The following is a 13,701-nucleotide window of genomic DNA, read 5'->3' on the forward strand; positions in this document are numbered from 1 at the left end:
TCGGCTGGTCGGCTCCGTTGTCCAAGATGGCTGAAGGCGCCGACAGAACGGACAAAGACCTCGAGAGGACCGCCCGATGGCGACGACCGAGCCGCGCACGAGCAGCGAGCTGCAGACCCTGGCGAAGCGGCATCTGTGGATGCACTTCAGCCGGATGGGGGCCTACGCCGACGGCGCGGAGATCCCGATCATCGTCAAGGGCCAGGGCTGCCACGTCTGGGACGAGCACGGGAACAAGTACTTCGACGGCCTCAGCGCCCTCTTCTGCGTGAACATCGGACACGGCCGCCACGACGTCGCCCAGGCCGGCGCCGACCAGGCGAAGGAGCTCGGCTTCTTCACGACCTGGAGCTACGCGCATCCCCGGGCGATCGAGCTCGCCGCCCGGATCGCCCACCTCGCGCCGGGCGACCTGAACCGCGTCTTCTTCACGAGCGGCGGCGGCGAGTCCGTCGAGAGCGCGATCAAGCTCGTCCGGCAGTTCCACAAGCTCACCGGCAAGCCGAACAAGACGAAGCTCATCGCCCGGCAGACGGCCTACCACGGCACGACCCTCGGGGCGCTCGCCGCGACCGGCATCACGAACCTCCGCCAGCCGTTCGAGCCGTTCATGCCCGGCGGCTGCCACGTCCCGAACACGAACCTCTACCGCCTGCCCGCGGGGCAGGGCGTCGAGACGCTCGCCGAGTCGATCCGCGAGCGCATCGAGTTCGAGGGCCCCGACACCGTCGCCGCCGTCATCCTCGAGCCGGTCCAGAACGCCGGCGGGTGCTTCACGCCGCCGCACGGGTACTTCCAGCGCGTGCGCGAGATCTGCGACGAGCACGACGTCCTGCTCATCTCCGACGAGGTCATCTGCTCGTGGGGGCGCCTCGGCGAGTACTTCGGGGCCCAGCGCTACGATTACCAGCCGGACATCATCACGACGGCGAAGGGCCTGACCTCCTCGTACGCCCCGATGGGCGCGGTCATCGCGTCGGACCGGCTCATGGAGCCGTTCCTGGAGGGGACGAACTCCTTCGCCCACGGCTTCACGTGGGGCGGGCACCCGATGTGCGCCGCCGTCGCGATGGCGAACCTCGACGTCATGGAGGAGGAGCACATCCTCGAGAACGTCCGCACGCACGAGCACGACTTCCGCTCGATGCTCGAGTCCCTCCGCGACATCCCGATCGTCGGCGACGTCCGCGGCGCGGGCTACTTCCAGGCGATCGAGCTCGTGAAGGACCGCGAGACGAAGGAGCACTTCTCGAAGGCCGAGTCGGAGTCGCTGCTGCGCGGCTTCCTCTCCGGCGAGCTCTACCGCCGCGGCCTCATCTGCCGCGCCGACGACCGCGGCGACCCGGTCATCCAGCTCTCCCCGCCGCTCATCGCCGGCCCGGAGGAGTTCGCCGAGATCGAATCCGTGCTCCGGCCGGTGCTCGAGGAGGCATCCCGGCGGATGCAAGTAGCATGCTGACCCTCCGCGATCTCGCCCGCGAGCTCGACGTCCCCGTCCGCAGCGGGGAGGAGCAACTCGACGTCCCCGTCCGCTGGGTCCACATCTCCGAGCTCGAGGACCCGACCCCCTGGCTCTCCGGCGGCGAGCTGCTCCTGACGACCGGACTCGGCCTGTCGACCGACGAGGGCCAGCGCGCCTTCGTCGAGGCGGTCGCCGACCACGGCCTCGCCGGGCTCGGCTTCGGCGTCGGCTTCGCCCACGAGCGGGTCCCGGACGCGATGCTCGAGGCGGCCCGTGAGCGCGGCTTCCCGATCCTCGAGATCCCGTACGAGCTGCCGTTCATCGCGGTGACCGAGAAGGCCTTCACGCGCCTGGTCAACGAGCAGTACGCCGTCCTGCAGCGCTCGATCGCCGCGCAGGAGCGCCTGCAGCGGATCGTCCTCTCCGAGCGCGGCCTGGATGCGATCGTCGCCGCCATCGCCGCGCTCGTCGGGGGGACGACGTTCGTCTTCGACGGCCGCGGCGAGCTGCAGTCGTCCCACACCTTCCGCCGCGCGATCGAGGAGCCCGTCCGCCGGCAGATCGGGCAGGAGCTCGCCGACCGCGCCCGCCGCGGCGAGCGGCGCGTCTTCGTCCCGAGCGACCCGGACCTCGGCCCGCGCGCCCTCGCGCTGCCGATCCTCGCCGCCGACACCTCCGAGCGCGGCGGCGTGCCCCAGGCCTGGCTCGTCGCGGTGAAGGACACCGGCGGGCTCTCGGAGCTCGACCGCCTCGTCCTGCACCAGGCGGTGACGGTGGTCGCGCTCGAGCTGCTGCGCCACCGGGTCGCCGACACGACCGAGCGCCGCCTCGCCGGCGACGTCCTGAAGGCGCTCGTGGCGGGGGAGACCGACGGCGCGGAGCTCACCCGCCGGCTGCAGCCGTTCGGGCTCGGCGGCGAGGTCACCGCGCTCGTCGTGCAGACCACCGCGCCGGGCGGGACGAGCGTCGCCGCCTGCGAGGCCGCCGTGAGCGCCGCGCTCCGCGACGAGGCGGTCAGCGGACTCGTCGCCCGGGCCGACCGGCTCGTCGTCGCGCTCATGCCGGGCGCCGAGGACGAGGAGCTCTTCGACCTCGCGCAGCGGATCGTCGCCCGCGTCACCGCGCAGTCCGCCAGCCCGCCGAACGCGGGCGTCGGCCGCGCCGTGGCCGCCGGTCTCGCCCGCGAGGCCTACCACGAGGCGCGCTGCGCGATGGAGGCCCGGTTGCTCGGCGGCGAGCTCCCCGCGTCCGCTCCGGCGGTCGCCACCTACCGCGACCTCGGCTCCTTCCAGCTCCTCCTCTCGCTGCAGGACTCCGACGCCCTGCGCCTGTACTGCGACTCGCTGCTCTCCCCGATCGAGCAGGGGGAGGGCCACTACGGCGGCGAGCTCATGCGCTCGCTCGAGGCGTTCATCGAGTGCAACGGCCAGTGGGAGGCGGCGGCGCGCCGCCTGTACTGCCACCGGCACACGCTCCGCTACCGCATCCGGAAGATCGAGGAGCTCACCGGCCGGGACCTCGGGTCGGCCCGGGACCGGATCGAGTTCTGGCTGGCGCTGCGCGGGCGGGAGATCGCGGTCCGCCGCCCGACGCGCGCCGACCCGGCCGCGCCCGCCCTCGCCGCGGTCGCCCCGTTCGAGGACGCGGCGGCCGCCGGGGGGCGCCGGGCGTGAGGATCGCCGTCCTCGGGGCGGGCGGCATCATCGCCCCGGCGATCGTCCGGGACCTCGCCGGCACGCCCGAGGTCGACGGCCTGACGCTGCTCGACCTCGACGGCGACGCGGCCCGCCGCGTCGCGACCGAGCACGGGGGCGACAACGCCACGGGCGCCGCGGTCGACGGCACCGACCGGCAGGCGCTGATGCTCGCGATCGAGGGCCACGGCCTGCTCGTCAACGCGGCGAGCTACCGGACGAACCTCGCCGCGATGGACGCCGCGCTCGTCGCCGGCGTGAACTACCTCGACCTCGGGGGCCTCTATCACGTCACCCGCCACCAGCTGACGCTCGGGCCGGCGTTCGCGGCGGCCGGGCTGCTCGCCGTCCTCGGCTGCGGGGCGGGGCCCGGGAAGACGAACGTGCTCGCGGTCCAGGCCGCCCGGCTCCTCTCGCGCGTCGACGAGGTGCGCTGCGCCTCGGCCGGCCACGACGAGACGCCGCCGGCGACGGGGCTCGCCGTCCCCTACGCGCTGCAGACGCTGCTCGACGAGCTCACGGAGCCGCCGATGGTCGTCCGGGACGGCGTCGCCGGGCCCGTCGCGCCGATGAGCGCCGGCGGCCTCGTCCGGTTCCCCGACCCGATCGGCCTGCGGCCGACGCTGCTGACGCTGCACTCCGAGGTCGCGACGCTCCCGGCGTCGCTCGGCGCGCCGGCGGCCGACTTCCGCCTCGCGCTCGCCCCGCACGTCGAGGCGGCGCTCCGCGCGGTCGTCGCGTCGGGCGTGCGCGCGGCCGACATCGAGACCGTCCCGTCCTCGCCGCGGACGTGGTCGGCCCAGCACGTCGCGCTGCGCGGCCTCGGCCTCGACGGCGCCACGCCGCAGACCGTCGTCGCCACCGCGCTCACCCCGCCGCACGAGGCATGGGGGCTCGGCGGCGGCATCGTCTCCACCGGATCGGTCGCCGCGGCGACCGCCCGGCTGCTCGCCCGCGGCGCCGTCGGTGCTCTCGCTGGCGTGCTGCCGGTCGAGCAGGTCCTCACCCCGGAGCTGCTCCTCCCCGAGCTCGAGGCCCGCGGCACCGTGTTCACCCTGCACATCGACTCCCACGACGAGGTCTCCACACCATGAAGGTCGGCGTCCCCACCGAGATCAAGACGGACGAGTACCGCGTCGCGCTCACGCCCTCCGGGGTGCGGGAGCTGAAGGACGCCGGGCACACGGTCTACGTGCAGACGGGGGCGGGGGAGGGGTCGGCGATCGCCGACTCGGACTACGTCGCCCAGGGCGCCGAGATCCTGCCGGACGCCGAGGCCGTCTTCGGCGCGAGCGAGATGATCGTGAAGGTCAAGGAGCCCCAGCCGGTCGAGGTCGCGCGCCTGCGGCCCGGCCAGACGCTCTTCACCTACCTCCACCTCGCGCCGGACCCGGAGCTCACCGCGAGCCTCGTCGCCTCCGGTGCGACCTGCATCGCCTACGAGACGGTGGAGGACGCCCGCGGGCGCCTACCGCTCCTGGCGCCGATGAGCGAGGTGGCGGGGAAGATCGCCACCCAGGCGGGCGCCTTCATGCTCGAGAAGCCGCTCGGCGGCCGCGGGCTGCTGCTCGGCGGCGTCCCCGGCGTCGCGGCCGGGAAGGTCCTCGTCATCGGCGGCGGGGTCGTCGGCATGAACGCCGCGTTCATCGCGATCGGCATGGAGGCGGACGTGTACGTCTATGACCGCTCGATCGACCGCCTGCGCGAGCTCGACATCGCCTTCGGCGGCCGCTGCTCGACGTGCTTCGCCTCGACGCTCGACATCGAGCAGCGCCTGCCCGAGGCCGACCTCGTCATCGGGGCCGTCCTCGTCCACGGGGCCAAGGCGCCGCACGTCGTCACGCGGGAGCAGCTGAAGCTCATGAAGCCGGGCGCGGTGCTCGTCGACGTCTCGATCGACCAGGGCGGCTGCTTCGAGACCTCGCGTCCGACGACGCACAGCGACCCGACCTACGAGGTCGAGGGCGTCACGCACTACTGCGTCGCGAACATGCCCGGCGCCGTCCCGATCACCTCGACCTACGCGCTGACGAACGCGACGATGCCGTATGTGGTGCGTCTCGCGAACCAGGGCGTCCACGCCGCCCTCGGCGCCGACCCGGGCTTCATGGCCGGCCTCAACGTCGCCGCCGGCCGCCTGACCTACGAGCCGGTCGCGCGCGACCAGGGCCTCGACCACACCCCGCCGGAGGCCGCGCTCGCTGAGGTGCCGGCGGCGGCGTAGGGCAGGTCTGCGACGAATCTGCGACGGCGGTGTGTGGATTCGCCCGCACGACGTCGAGACGCGGCCGGCGGGTGGTGTGCTGGATCCATGTGGTTCGGCATCCTCACCCCCGGCGCCCATCCGTCGCGCCCCGTCCCGACCGTCGACGACGCGACGGTGTTCTGCTGGACGCCGCGCGAGCGCGCCCGCATCGACGGGCCGGCGTTCGCGGTCCACGGTGGCCTGCGGACGCTCCGGCGCTCCCATCAGGAGGCCGCGGCCGGGCTCCCGCCCCGGTGCTTCGCGTGCCGCGAGCCGTGTCTCGTCCCCGACGCCGACGCGCTCCGCGCCGACGGGGCCGTTCCGACGTACGCGGGGAGGCCGGGCGATCCCGGTGGCCCCCGCGAGGAGCACGAGGCGATCGCCGCGCTCGCCGACGCGATGGACCGCGGCCCGGCGGCGCCGCGCCGGGCGGTGCTGGCGTTCGTCCACCTGGAGGACCTCGCGGGGACCGCGGATCCGCCCGTGGACGAGGAGGCGCTCGTCGTCATCCCGGAGCGGCGGGTGGCGCTCTTCGTCCCGCTGTTCGCGGTCCCGGAACTGCTCACGCTCGCCGCGCGGGTCCCGCCGACGGGTCCGCCCGGCCCGGAGTGCGAGCGCTGCGGGCGGCTGCTCCCCGGCAGCGTCCACGAGAGCGAGGCGCCGGTGCGCGCACGGTCGTCACGCCGTCGCGGGCGGCGCGCCGCATGACCGGCGCGGGCCGGCCCGTCCACCGCACCGCCTCCCAGAGCCCTCCGTTGCTACAGTCCACCGTCGCATGCCCACGACCTCCCAGTTGATCCGCAAGGGCCGTAAGCCCAAGGCCAAGAAGCTCGCGACCCCCGGTCTGAAGTCCGGCAAGGGCCGCAAGACCAAGGTTGCCGCGCCCCAGCGCCGTGGCGTGTGCACCCGCGTGTACACCACGACGCCGAAGAAGCCGAACTCCGCGCTGCGCAAGGTCGCGCGTGTCCGGATCTCGGGCGGCATCGAGGTCACGGCCTACATCCCCGGCGAGGGTCACAACCTCCAGGAGCACTCCGTCGTGCTCGTGCGTGGCGGCCGCGTCAAGGATCTCCCGGGTGTGCGCTACAAGGTCGTCCGTGGCACGCTCGACGCCTCCGGCGTCAACGACCGTAAGAAGGCGCGCTCGCAGTACGGCGTCAAGAAGAAGTAGTTCGGAAAGAGACCCTCAGACATGCCCCGTCGCGCAGCCGCCCATATCCGGACGATCGAGCCGGACGCCGTCCACCGCTCTCGTCTCGTCCAGCAGGTCATCAACAAGGTGATGCTGGACGGCAAGAAGTCCACCGCCGAGCGGATCGTCTACGACGCCCTCGCGATCATCGGTGAGAAGACCGGCAAGGATCCGATCGAGCAGCTCGAAGCCGCGCTCAAGGTCCTCACGCCGCAGCTCGAGGTCCGGTCCCGTCGTGTCGGTGGCGCCACCTACCAGGTCCCGGTCGAGGTCCCCGCGCGCCGCGCGAAGACGCTCGCCGTCCGCTGGCTCGTCGAGTTCGCCCGTCAGCGCCGTGAGAAGACGATGGCCCAGCGCCTCGCCAATGAGCTCATGGATGCCATCAACAGCCAGGGCGGCGCCTTCAAGCGCAAGGACGACATCTTCCGCATGGCGCAGGCCAACAAGGCCTTCGCGCACTACCGCTGGTAGCGCCACCCGCCATCACCGCTTCGGCCGAACGCCGCCCTCCGGGGCGGCGTTCGTCGTTCAGGGGACGTCGAGGAGGAGCAGGCCGCCGCCGGCGATGAGCAGCAGCGCGCCCCCGAGGCTCTCGAGGTAGAACCCCGCGCCGGCGTTCGAGCGGGCCTCGTCGTAGAGCTGCGAGACGATGCCGGTGTCGTGAAGGTGGGGGCCGTCGCCGAGAACGGCGAGCGCGAGGACGACGAGGCCCGTCGCGGCGAGCCCGGCCATCGCCGGGCGCACGCCGCGCAGCCCGCCCGCGAGCAGGAGGAGCCCGAGCAGGGCGAACATGACCAGCAACGGACCGTGGCGGTCCGACCCGCTGACCGACGTGTCGATGCCGGCGGCTCGGCCCGATGTCCCCTCGATCGAGATCCGGATGACGGTCGCGCTCGTCGCGAGGACCAGCAGCAGCACCCCGGCCAGCCCGGAGAACGTCAGAAAACCCCGCAGGAGCAGGGTCAAACGGACGAGCTGGGCCGGGCCCGGGGCCGCGCGGCGCCCTCTGCTATCGTTGCCGGTCGCTTCCGGGGCAGGCGTGGTCATCCACGCCCACACGCCGGTAGCGGCTCTCGCACCCATGCAGACCAAGGGCACATAGCGCGGCGCACAGGATCGGTTCCTGATGTGCGCGCGGGCCCCTCGGGCCCGTTTTTTCTGCCTGAGGACATGGCGAGACCCTAGCCGGACCGCAGCAAAACCCCGTTTAGAGATAGCCTTCACTGGTTCGCCCACCGCGGACCGAGACGTCGAATCCCAGAGGAGCAACTGAAGTGGCCAAGGAGAAGTTCGAGCGCGACAAGCCGCACGTGAACGTCGGCACCATCGGTCATATCGACCACGGCAAGACCACGCTCACCGCGGCCATCACCACGGTGCTCGCGGAGAAGATGGGTGGCACGGCGAAGTCCTTCGCCGAGATCGACAACGCGCCGGAGGAGAAGGAGCGCGGCATCACGATCGCGACCTCCCACGTCGAGTACCAGACCGAGTCGCGGCACTACGCGCACGTCGACTGCCCCGGGCACGCCGACTACGTCAAGAACATGATCACCGGCGCGGCCCAGATGGACGGCGCGATCCTGGTCGTGTCCGCCGCCGACGGCCCGATGCCCCAGACGCGTGAGCACATCCTGCTCGCCCGCCAGGTCGGCGTCCCCTACATCGTGGTCTTCCTCAACAAGGCGGACATGGTCGACGACGAGGAGCTCCTCGAGCTCGTCGAGGTCGAGGTGCGCGAGCTCCTCTCCACGTACGACTTCCCCGGCGACGACATCCCGTTCATCACGGGCTCGGCGACCGGCGCCCTGAACGGCGATGAGAAGTACAAGCAGGCGATCTACGACCTCGCGGACGCCCTCGACTCCTACATCCCGGAGCCCGAGCGCGACCTCGACAAGCCGTTCCTGATGCCGGTCGAGGACGTCTTCTCGATCACCGGCCGCGGCACCGTCGCGACCGGCCGCATCGAGACCGGCGTCATCAACACCGGTGACAACGTCGAGATCGTCGGCATCCGCGACACGACCACCACGGTCGTCACCGGCGTCGAGATGTTCCGCAAGATCCTCGACCGCGGTGAGGCCGGCGACAACGTCGGTTGCCTCCTCCGTGGCACGAAGCGCGAGGACATCGAGCGCGGCCAGGTGCTGTGCAAGCCCGGCTCGATCACGCCGCACACGAAGTACAAGGCCGAGGTCTACGTCCTCAAGAAGGAGGAGGGTGGCCGTCACACGCCGTTCTTCACCGGCTACCGCCCGCAGTTCTACTTCCGCACGACGGACGTGACGGGCGTCGCCAACCTCCCCGAGGGCACCGAGATGGTCATGCCCGGCGACAACGTCCAGATGGAGATCGAGCTCATCCAGCCGATCGCCATGGATCCGGGTCTCCGCTTCGCCATCCGCGAGGGTGGCCGCACGGTCGGCTCTGGAGTCGTGACCGAAGTCATCAAGTAGCGAGCAGCACCACGCAGCCAGGGGCGGGCCCTGAAGTTCTGAAAGGGCCCGCCTTCGGCGCGTAAAAGGAGCACCGGCAGGGCCGCAGCACCGCAGGAGCCGCGCAGAAGTCCAGCGCACAGCCAACACCAGACGGCAGACGGAAAGAACCTGAAGACATGGCAACCGCCACCCAGAACAAGATCCGCATCCGGCTCAAGGCCTACGACACGTCGGCCATCGAGTCCGCGGCCAAGGAGATCGTCGAGACGGCGACGCGCACCGGCGCGACCGTCTCCGGTCCCGTGCCGCTCCCGACGGAGAAGAACATCTACTGCGTGATCCGCTCGCCGTTCAAGGACAAGGACTCGCGCGAGCACTTCGAGATCCGCACCCACAAGCGGCTCATCGACATCCATCAGCCGACGCCGAAGACCGTGGACTCGCTCCAGCGCCTGGATCACCTCCCGGCCGGCGTCGACATCGAGATCAAGTTGGTCGGCTGAGCCATGCCCGCGATTCTCGCCAAGAAACTGGGCATGACCCAGCTCTTCATGGAGGACGGCCGCATCGAGCGGGTCACCGTCCTGGAGGCCGGCCCGTGTCCGGTCACCGCGATCCGCTCGGAGGAGAAGGACGGCTACAACGCCGTCCAGCTCGCCTTCGGCGCCACCAAGGAGAAGCACCTCAGCAAGGCCGAGCTCGGCCACCTGAAGAAGGCCGACGCGCCGCCCATGCGGCATGTCGTCGAGTTCCGCGACCACGCGGACGAGCTCATGGTCGGCGAGACGGTCACCGTCGAGGCGTTCGAGGTCGGCCAGAAGGTCAAGGTCGCCGGCACCTCCAAGGGCAAGGGCTTCCAGGGCACGATCAAGCGCCACAACTTCGCCAGCGGCCCGAAGTCGCACGGCTCGCACAACGTGCGCGCCCCCGGCTCCATCGGCGCGTCCGCCTGGCCGGCCCGCGTGATGAAGGGCATCCGCGGTCCCGGCCAGATGGGCAACAAGCGCGTCACCCAGAAGGGCCTGACCATCGTGCAGGTCGATCCGTCGCAGAACCTGCTGCTGGTGCGTGGCTCCGTCCCGGGGTCCCGCAACGGCGTCGTGGAGGTCCGTACCGATGCCTAGCGCCAAGAACCTGAGCGGCGGCTCCGCGGTCTCGCTCGACGAGAAGGCGTTCGGCGCCTCCTTCAACGGCCCGCTCGTCCACGAGTCGGTCCGCGCGGAGCTCAACGCCCGTCGCGCCGGCACGCACGCCACCAAGACCCGCGGCAACGTCCGCGGCGGTGGCGCGAAGCCGTGGCGCCAGAAGGGCACCGGCCGCGCCCGTGCCGGCTCGAGCCGCTCCCCGATCTGGACCGGCGGCGGCACCGTCTTCGGCCCGCAGCCGCGCAGCTACACCTTCAAGGTGAACCGCAAGGAGAAGCGCGCCGCGCTGCGCTCGATCCTCTCCGTCCACGCGGAGCGCGAGACGCTGGCCGTCTTCGACCCGAAGGCGTTCGACACGCCGTCGACGAAGGCCGCGACGAAGCTCATCGCCGACTGGGGCGCGACCGGCTCGCTCCTCGTCGTCCTCACGGAGGACCAGGCGCAGGCCGCGCTCTCCTTCCGCAACCTCGCGCAGGTCCGCGCCGTGCTGCCCGTCGAGGGCGTCGGCGTCGTGGATCTCGTGGGTGCGGCGAACGTGCTCGTCTCGCAGGAGGCGCTCGATTCGCTGGCCGCCCGCGCGAACGGCGACAAGACCGCAACGGTGGAGGGCTAGTCCCATGGACGCGACCCAAGTCATCATCCGTCCGGTCGTCAGCGAGAAGAGCTACGTGCTCGCCGCTGCCGACAAGTACACGTTCCGCGTGCACCCGGACGCCCACAAGACCGAGATCCGCCAGGCGATCGAGGAGCTCTTCGAGGTCCACGTGGTCTCGGTCCGCACCTCGTCCGTCAAGTCCAAGCCCAAGCGCCGCGGCATCACGCGCGGCCGCACCCGGGCCTGGAAGAAGGCGATCGTCCAGGTCAAGCCGGGCGAGTCCATCCCGATCTTCCAGGGCCTGCAGGGCCTCGAGGGGTAGTTGATTTTCGATGGCCATCCGTAAGCCCAAGCCGACGAGCCCGGGACGCCGCTTCGCGACGTACCCCGACTTCGCCGAGATCACCAAGACGACCCCCGAGCGCACGCTCGTCGAGGGCCTGAAGAAGTCCGGTGGTCGTAACTCGAACGGTCGCAAGACCGCGCGTCACCGCGGCGGCGGCGCCAAGCGCCTGTACCGCAAGGTCGACTTCAAGCGGACGCGCGACGCGATCCCCGCGAAGGTCGCCGCGATCGAGTACGACCCCAACCGGACCGCGTACATCGCGCTGCTGCACTACGCGGACGGCGTGAAGTCCTACATCCTCGCTCCGGCGCGCCTGACCGTCGGCATGACGGTCATGTCCGGCCCGACGGCGGAGATCAGCGTGGGCAACTGCCTCCCGCTGGCCAACCTCCCCATCGGTACGGTCATCCACAACGTGGAGCTGCAGCCGGGCCGTGGCGGTCAGATGGGCCGGTCCGCCGGCACGTCGATCCAGCTCATGGCGAAGGACGGCGACATGGCGACCCTCCGCCTGCCGTCCGGCGAGATGCGCCTGGTCCGTGCGGAGTGCCGCGGGACCGTCGGCGCGATCGGCAACGCCGATCACCAGAACGTGACGATCGGCACCGCCGGTCGCAAGCGCCACATGGGCGTCCGCCCGCAGACGCGTGGCACCGCCATGAACCCGGTGGACCACCCGCACGGCGGCGGCGAGGGCTCGACGACCCCGGGTCGTCACCCGGTCACCCCCTGGGGTGTCCCGACGCTCGGGTACCGCACCCGCAAGAAGAACAAGGCGTCCGACAAGCACATCGTCCGCGGCCGTCGCCGTGGCAAGGGCAAGCGTTAGGAATCATGTCCCGCTCGAGTAAGAAGGGCCCCTGGGTCGAGGAGCGTCTGATGACGCGCATCGAAGCCCAGAACAAGGCCAACACGAAGACCATGGTCAAGACCTGGTCCCGCGCCTCCACCATCTTCCCGGAGATGGTCGGCCACACCATCGCCGTCCACGACGGTCGCAAGCACGTGCCCGTGTTCGTGAGCGAGTCGATGGTCGGCCACAAGCTCGGCGAGTTCGCGCCGACCCGCACCTACCGCGGCCACGCCGACACGGGGAAGCGCCGATGACCGAAGAACCCAAGGACACCGAGCCCGAGGTCGTCGAGACCCCGGTCGAGGAGACGCCGGCAGCGGAGTCACCGACCGAGACGGAGGCTCCTGCCGAGGAGCCCGCCGTGGTCGAGGAACCGGTCGCCGAAGCGCCGCAGCCCGCACCCACCACCCCGAAGCCCGCGAAGGAGCCCGCCGCCAAGGCGAAGGGCGCTCGCCAGGCCAAGGGTGAGCCCGCGGCTGCGCCCACCATCGTGCGCGCCCAGGCGAAGTACGTGAGGACGTCCGCCCGCAAGGCGCGCCTGGTCTGCGACCAGATCCGCGGCAAGGGCGTCGACGAGGCATACGCCATCCTCGCCCACACCCCGCGTGCCGTGGCGGAGGACTGGGAGAAGCTCCTGAAGTCCGCCGTCGCCAACGCGGAGAACAACCACGAGCTGATCGGCGACGACCTGAAGATCGTCGCCGTGTTCGCCGACGAGGGACCGACGCTGAAGCGTTTCCGCCCGCGGGCCATGGGCCGCGCGACGCCGATCCGCAAGCGGACCTCGCACCTGACCATCCAGCTCACCCCGAAGGACTGACCATGGGACAGAAAGTCCATCCCGAGTCCATGCGCGTGGGGTACATCCACGACTGGAAGTCGAACTGGTTCAACGAGAAGCACTTCGCTGACTACCTCGCCGAGGACGTCGCCATCCGGCGGCACATCGTCGGCAAGCTCAGTCACGCGGGTCTCTCGCAGATCACGATCCGCAAGGACACGAACGACGTGGAGATCAACATCCACACCGCGCGTCCGGGCATCGTGATCGGCAAGTCCGGCTCCGAGGTCGATGCCCTGCGCCGCGACCTGCACAAGATCACCAGCAAGTCCGTCAAGGTGAACATCCTCGAGATCAAGCGTCCCGAGCTCGATGCGAACCTCGTCGCCCAGTCGATCGCGGAGCAGCTGCGCAACCGCGTCGCCTTCCGCCGCGCGATGAAGCGCGCGCTGACCAGCGCGATGCGCTCCGGCGCCAAGGGCTGCAAGGTCCAGGTCTCCGGCCGCCTCGGCGGTGCCGAGATGGCGCGGACCGAGTCCTACTCCGACGGTCGCGTCCCGCTGCACACGATGCGCGCGGACATCGACTACGGCTTCTACGAGGCCGTGACGACCTTCGGCCGCATCGGCGTGAAGTGCTGGATCAACAAGGGCGAGATCATGCCCGAGGGCTTCAGCGGCGTCGACCTGACCGAGATCGATGCGCCGCAGCGCGCCGACGACCGTGACGGTCGCGGCGGCGGTGGCGGCGGTCGCGGTGACGGTCGCGGCGGCGGCGGCGGTCGTGGCCGCGGTGGCCAGGGCGGCGGTCCCGGCGGGTCCGGTCGTGGCGGCGGACCGGGCGGTCCCGGCCGTGGCGGCCCGGGCGGTCGTGGTGGCGGACCCGGTGGACGCGGCGGCCAGGGTGGCGGCGGCGGACGTCCGGGCGGATACGGCGGAGGTCGATAA

17 protein-coding genes are annotated in these 13,701 nt (G+C 71.3%); 16 read left to right on the forward strand and 1 reads right to left on the reverse strand.

Annotation, left to right across the window (positions count from 1 at the left end; genetic code table 11):
• The first annotated feature begins 76 nt into the window (after positions 1 to 76).
• The 7 genes from NBH00_RS04790 (at position 77) to rpsG (ending at position 7,064) form a co-directional block, all read left to right on the forward strand.
• On the forward strand, positions 77 to 1,459 hold the full coding sequence (locus tag NBH00_RS04790; RefSeq protein WP_254572213.1) for an aspartate aminotransferase family protein: 1,383 nt from the start codon (positions 77 to 79) through the stop codon (positions 1,457 to 1,459).
• A complete protein-coding gene (locus NBH00_RS04795) occupies positions 1,453 to 3,135 on the forward strand; it encodes a PucR family transcriptional regulator (RefSeq protein WP_254572214.1) in 1,683 nt (560 codons plus the stop codon). The genes NBH00_RS04790 and NBH00_RS04795 overlap by 7 nt, the downstream gene beginning before the upstream one ends.
• The gene (locus NBH00_RS04800) at positions 3,132 to 4,250 is read left to right on the forward strand and encodes a saccharopine dehydrogenase family protein (protein WP_254572215.1); all 1,119 of its coding nucleotides are present in this window, start codon (positions 3,132 to 3,134) and stop codon (positions 4,248 to 4,250) included. Before NBH00_RS04795 ends, NBH00_RS04800 begins: the two co-directional genes overlap by 4 nt.
• Positions 4,247 to 5,380 (forward strand): alanine dehydrogenase, encoded by a 1,134-nt coding sequence (ald, locus tag NBH00_RS04805; RefSeq protein ID WP_254572216.1) that lies wholly within the window; start codon positions 4,247 to 4,249, stop codon positions 5,378 to 5,380. The genes NBH00_RS04800 and ald overlap by 4 nt, the downstream gene beginning before the upstream one ends.
• A gap of 87 nt (positions 5,381 to 5,467) precedes the next feature.
• Positions 5,468 to 6,109, forward strand: coding sequence for a hypothetical protein (locus tag NBH00_RS04810; RefSeq protein WP_254572217.1), 642 nt, complete (start codon positions 5,468 to 5,470; stop codon positions 6,107 to 6,109).
• A gap of 67 nt (positions 6,110 to 6,176) precedes the next feature.
• Positions 6,177 to 6,572: a 30S ribosomal protein S12 gene (gene rpsL, locus NBH00_RS04815; RefSeq protein ID WP_254572218.1), complete on the forward strand. Its 396-nt coding sequence runs from the start codon at positions 6,177 to 6,179 to the stop codon at positions 6,570 to 6,572.
• A 21-nt stretch (positions 6,573 to 6,593) separates the two neighbouring features.
• On the forward strand, positions 6,594 to 7,064 hold the full coding sequence (rpsG, locus tag NBH00_RS04820; protein WP_254572219.1) for a 30S ribosomal protein S7: 471 nt from the start codon (positions 6,594 to 6,596) through the stop codon (positions 7,062 to 7,064).
• Positions 7,065 to 7,121: 57 nt separating this feature from the next.
• On the opposite strand, the gene NBH00_RS04825 is transcribed toward rpsG, so the two are convergent.
• The gene (locus NBH00_RS04825) at positions 7,122 to 7,559 is read right to left on the reverse strand and encodes a hypothetical protein (RefSeq protein ID WP_254572220.1); all 438 of its coding nucleotides are present in this window, start codon (positions 7,557 to 7,559) and stop codon (positions 7,122 to 7,124) included.
• Positions 7,560 to 7,867: 308 nt separating this feature from the next.
• Between NBH00_RS04825 and tuf the strand changes: the two genes are divergently transcribed.
• The 9 genes from tuf to rpsC all read left to right on the forward strand — a co-directional run bounded on the left by tuf (position 7,868) and on the right by rpsC (position 13,701).
• Entirely contained in the window at positions 7,868 to 9,052 is a 1,185-nt protein-coding gene (gene tuf, locus NBH00_RS04830) for an elongation factor Tu (protein ID WP_254572221.1), read from the forward strand.
• 158 nt (positions 9,053 to 9,210) lie between these two features.
• The gene (gene rpsJ / locus NBH00_RS04835; protein WP_254572222.1) at positions 9,211 to 9,537 is read left to right on the forward strand and encodes a 30S ribosomal protein S10; all 327 of its coding nucleotides are present in this window, start codon (positions 9,211 to 9,213) and stop codon (positions 9,535 to 9,537) included.
• A 3-nt stretch (positions 9,538 to 9,540) separates the two neighbouring features.
• Entirely contained in the window at positions 9,541 to 10,158 is a 618-nt protein-coding gene (gene rplC, locus NBH00_RS04840) for a 50S ribosomal protein L3 (protein WP_254572223.1), read from the forward strand.
• Positions 10,151 to 10,792, forward strand: a complete 642-nt coding sequence (gene rplD / locus NBH00_RS04845; RefSeq protein WP_254572224.1) for a 50S ribosomal protein L4 — start codon at positions 10,151 to 10,153, stop codon at positions 10,790 to 10,792. Before rplC ends, rplD begins: the two co-directional genes overlap by 8 nt.
• Positions 10,793 to 10,796: 4 nt before the next feature.
• Complete coding sequence (gene rplW / locus NBH00_RS04850; protein ID WP_254572225.1) at positions 10,797 to 11,096, forward strand: 50S ribosomal protein L23; 300 nt, start codon at positions 10,797 to 10,799, stop codon at positions 11,094 to 11,096.
• A gap of 10 nt (positions 11,097 to 11,106) precedes the next feature.
• On the forward strand, positions 11,107 to 11,949 hold the full coding sequence (gene rplB / locus NBH00_RS04855) for a 50S ribosomal protein L2 (RefSeq protein ID WP_254572226.1): 843 nt from the start codon (positions 11,107 to 11,109) through the stop codon (positions 11,947 to 11,949).
• A 5-nt stretch (positions 11,950 to 11,954) separates the two neighbouring features.
• On the forward strand, positions 11,955 to 12,227 hold the full coding sequence (rpsS, locus tag NBH00_RS04860) for a 30S ribosomal protein S19 (RefSeq protein ID WP_254572227.1): 273 nt from the start codon (positions 11,955 to 11,957) through the stop codon (positions 12,225 to 12,227).
• A 233-nt stretch (positions 12,228 to 12,460) separates the two neighbouring features.
• The gene (gene rplV, locus NBH00_RS04865) at positions 12,461 to 12,793 is read left to right on the forward strand and encodes a 50S ribosomal protein L22 (protein ID WP_254573696.1); all 333 of its coding nucleotides are present in this window, start codon (positions 12,461 to 12,463) and stop codon (positions 12,791 to 12,793) included.
• Positions 12,794 to 12,795: 2 nt separating this feature from the next.
• Positions 12,796 to 13,701: a 30S ribosomal protein S3 gene (gene rpsC, locus NBH00_RS04870; RefSeq protein WP_367401285.1), complete on the forward strand. Its 906-nt coding sequence runs from the start codon at positions 12,796 to 12,798 to the stop codon at positions 13,699 to 13,701.

This window comes from Paraconexibacter antarcticus (assembly GCF_024220175.1).
Lineage (GTDB): Bacteria > Actinomycetota > Thermoleophilia > Solirubrobacterales > Solirubrobacteraceae > Paraconexibacter > Paraconexibacter antarcticus.

Bases quoted from the DNA above. Each gene is read 5' to 3' on its own strand.
- NBH00_RS04790 (WP_254572213.1), top strand. From the start codon at position 77: ATGGCGACGACCGAGCCGCGCACGAGCAGCGAGCTGCAGACCCTGGCG.
- NBH00_RS04795 (WP_254572214.1), top strand. From the start codon at position 1,453: ATGCTGACCCTCCGCGATCTCGCCCGCGAGCTCGACGTCCCCGTCCGC.
- ald (WP_254572216.1), top strand. From the start codon at position 4,247: ATGAAGGTCGGCGTCCCCACCGAGATCAAGACGGACGAGTACCGCGTC.
- NBH00_RS04810 (WP_254572217.1), top strand. From the start codon at position 5,468: ATGTGGTTCGGCATCCTCACCCCCGGCGCCCATCCGTCGCGCCCCGTC.
- rpsL (WP_254572218.1), top strand. From the start codon at position 6,177: ATGCCCACGACCTCCCAGTTGATCCGCAAGGGCCGTAAGCCCAAGGCC.
- rpsG (WP_254572219.1), top strand. From the start codon at position 6,594: ATGCCCCGTCGCGCAGCCGCCCATATCCGGACGATCGAGCCGGACGCC.
- rpsJ (WP_254572222.1), top strand. From the start codon at position 9,211: ATGGCAACCGCCACCCAGAACAAGATCCGCATCCGGCTCAAGGCCTAC.
- rplC (WP_254572223.1), top strand. From the start codon at position 9,541: ATGCCCGCGATTCTCGCCAAGAAACTGGGCATGACCCAGCTCTTCATG.
- rplD (WP_254572224.1), top strand. From the start codon at position 10,151: ATGCCTAGCGCCAAGAACCTGAGCGGCGGCTCCGCGGTCTCGCTCGAC.
- rplW (WP_254572225.1), top strand. From the start codon at position 10,797: ATGGACGCGACCCAAGTCATCATCCGTCCGGTCGTCAGCGAGAAGAGC.
- rplB (WP_254572226.1), top strand. From the start codon at position 11,107: ATGGCCATCCGTAAGCCCAAGCCGACGAGCCCGGGACGCCGCTTCGCG.
- rpsS (WP_254572227.1), top strand. From the start codon at position 11,955: ATGTCCCGCTCGAGTAAGAAGGGCCCCTGGGTCGAGGAGCGTCTGATG.
- rpsC (WP_367401285.1), top strand. From the start codon at position 12,796: ATGGGACAGAAAGTCCATCCCGAGTCCATGCGCGTGGGGTACATCCAC.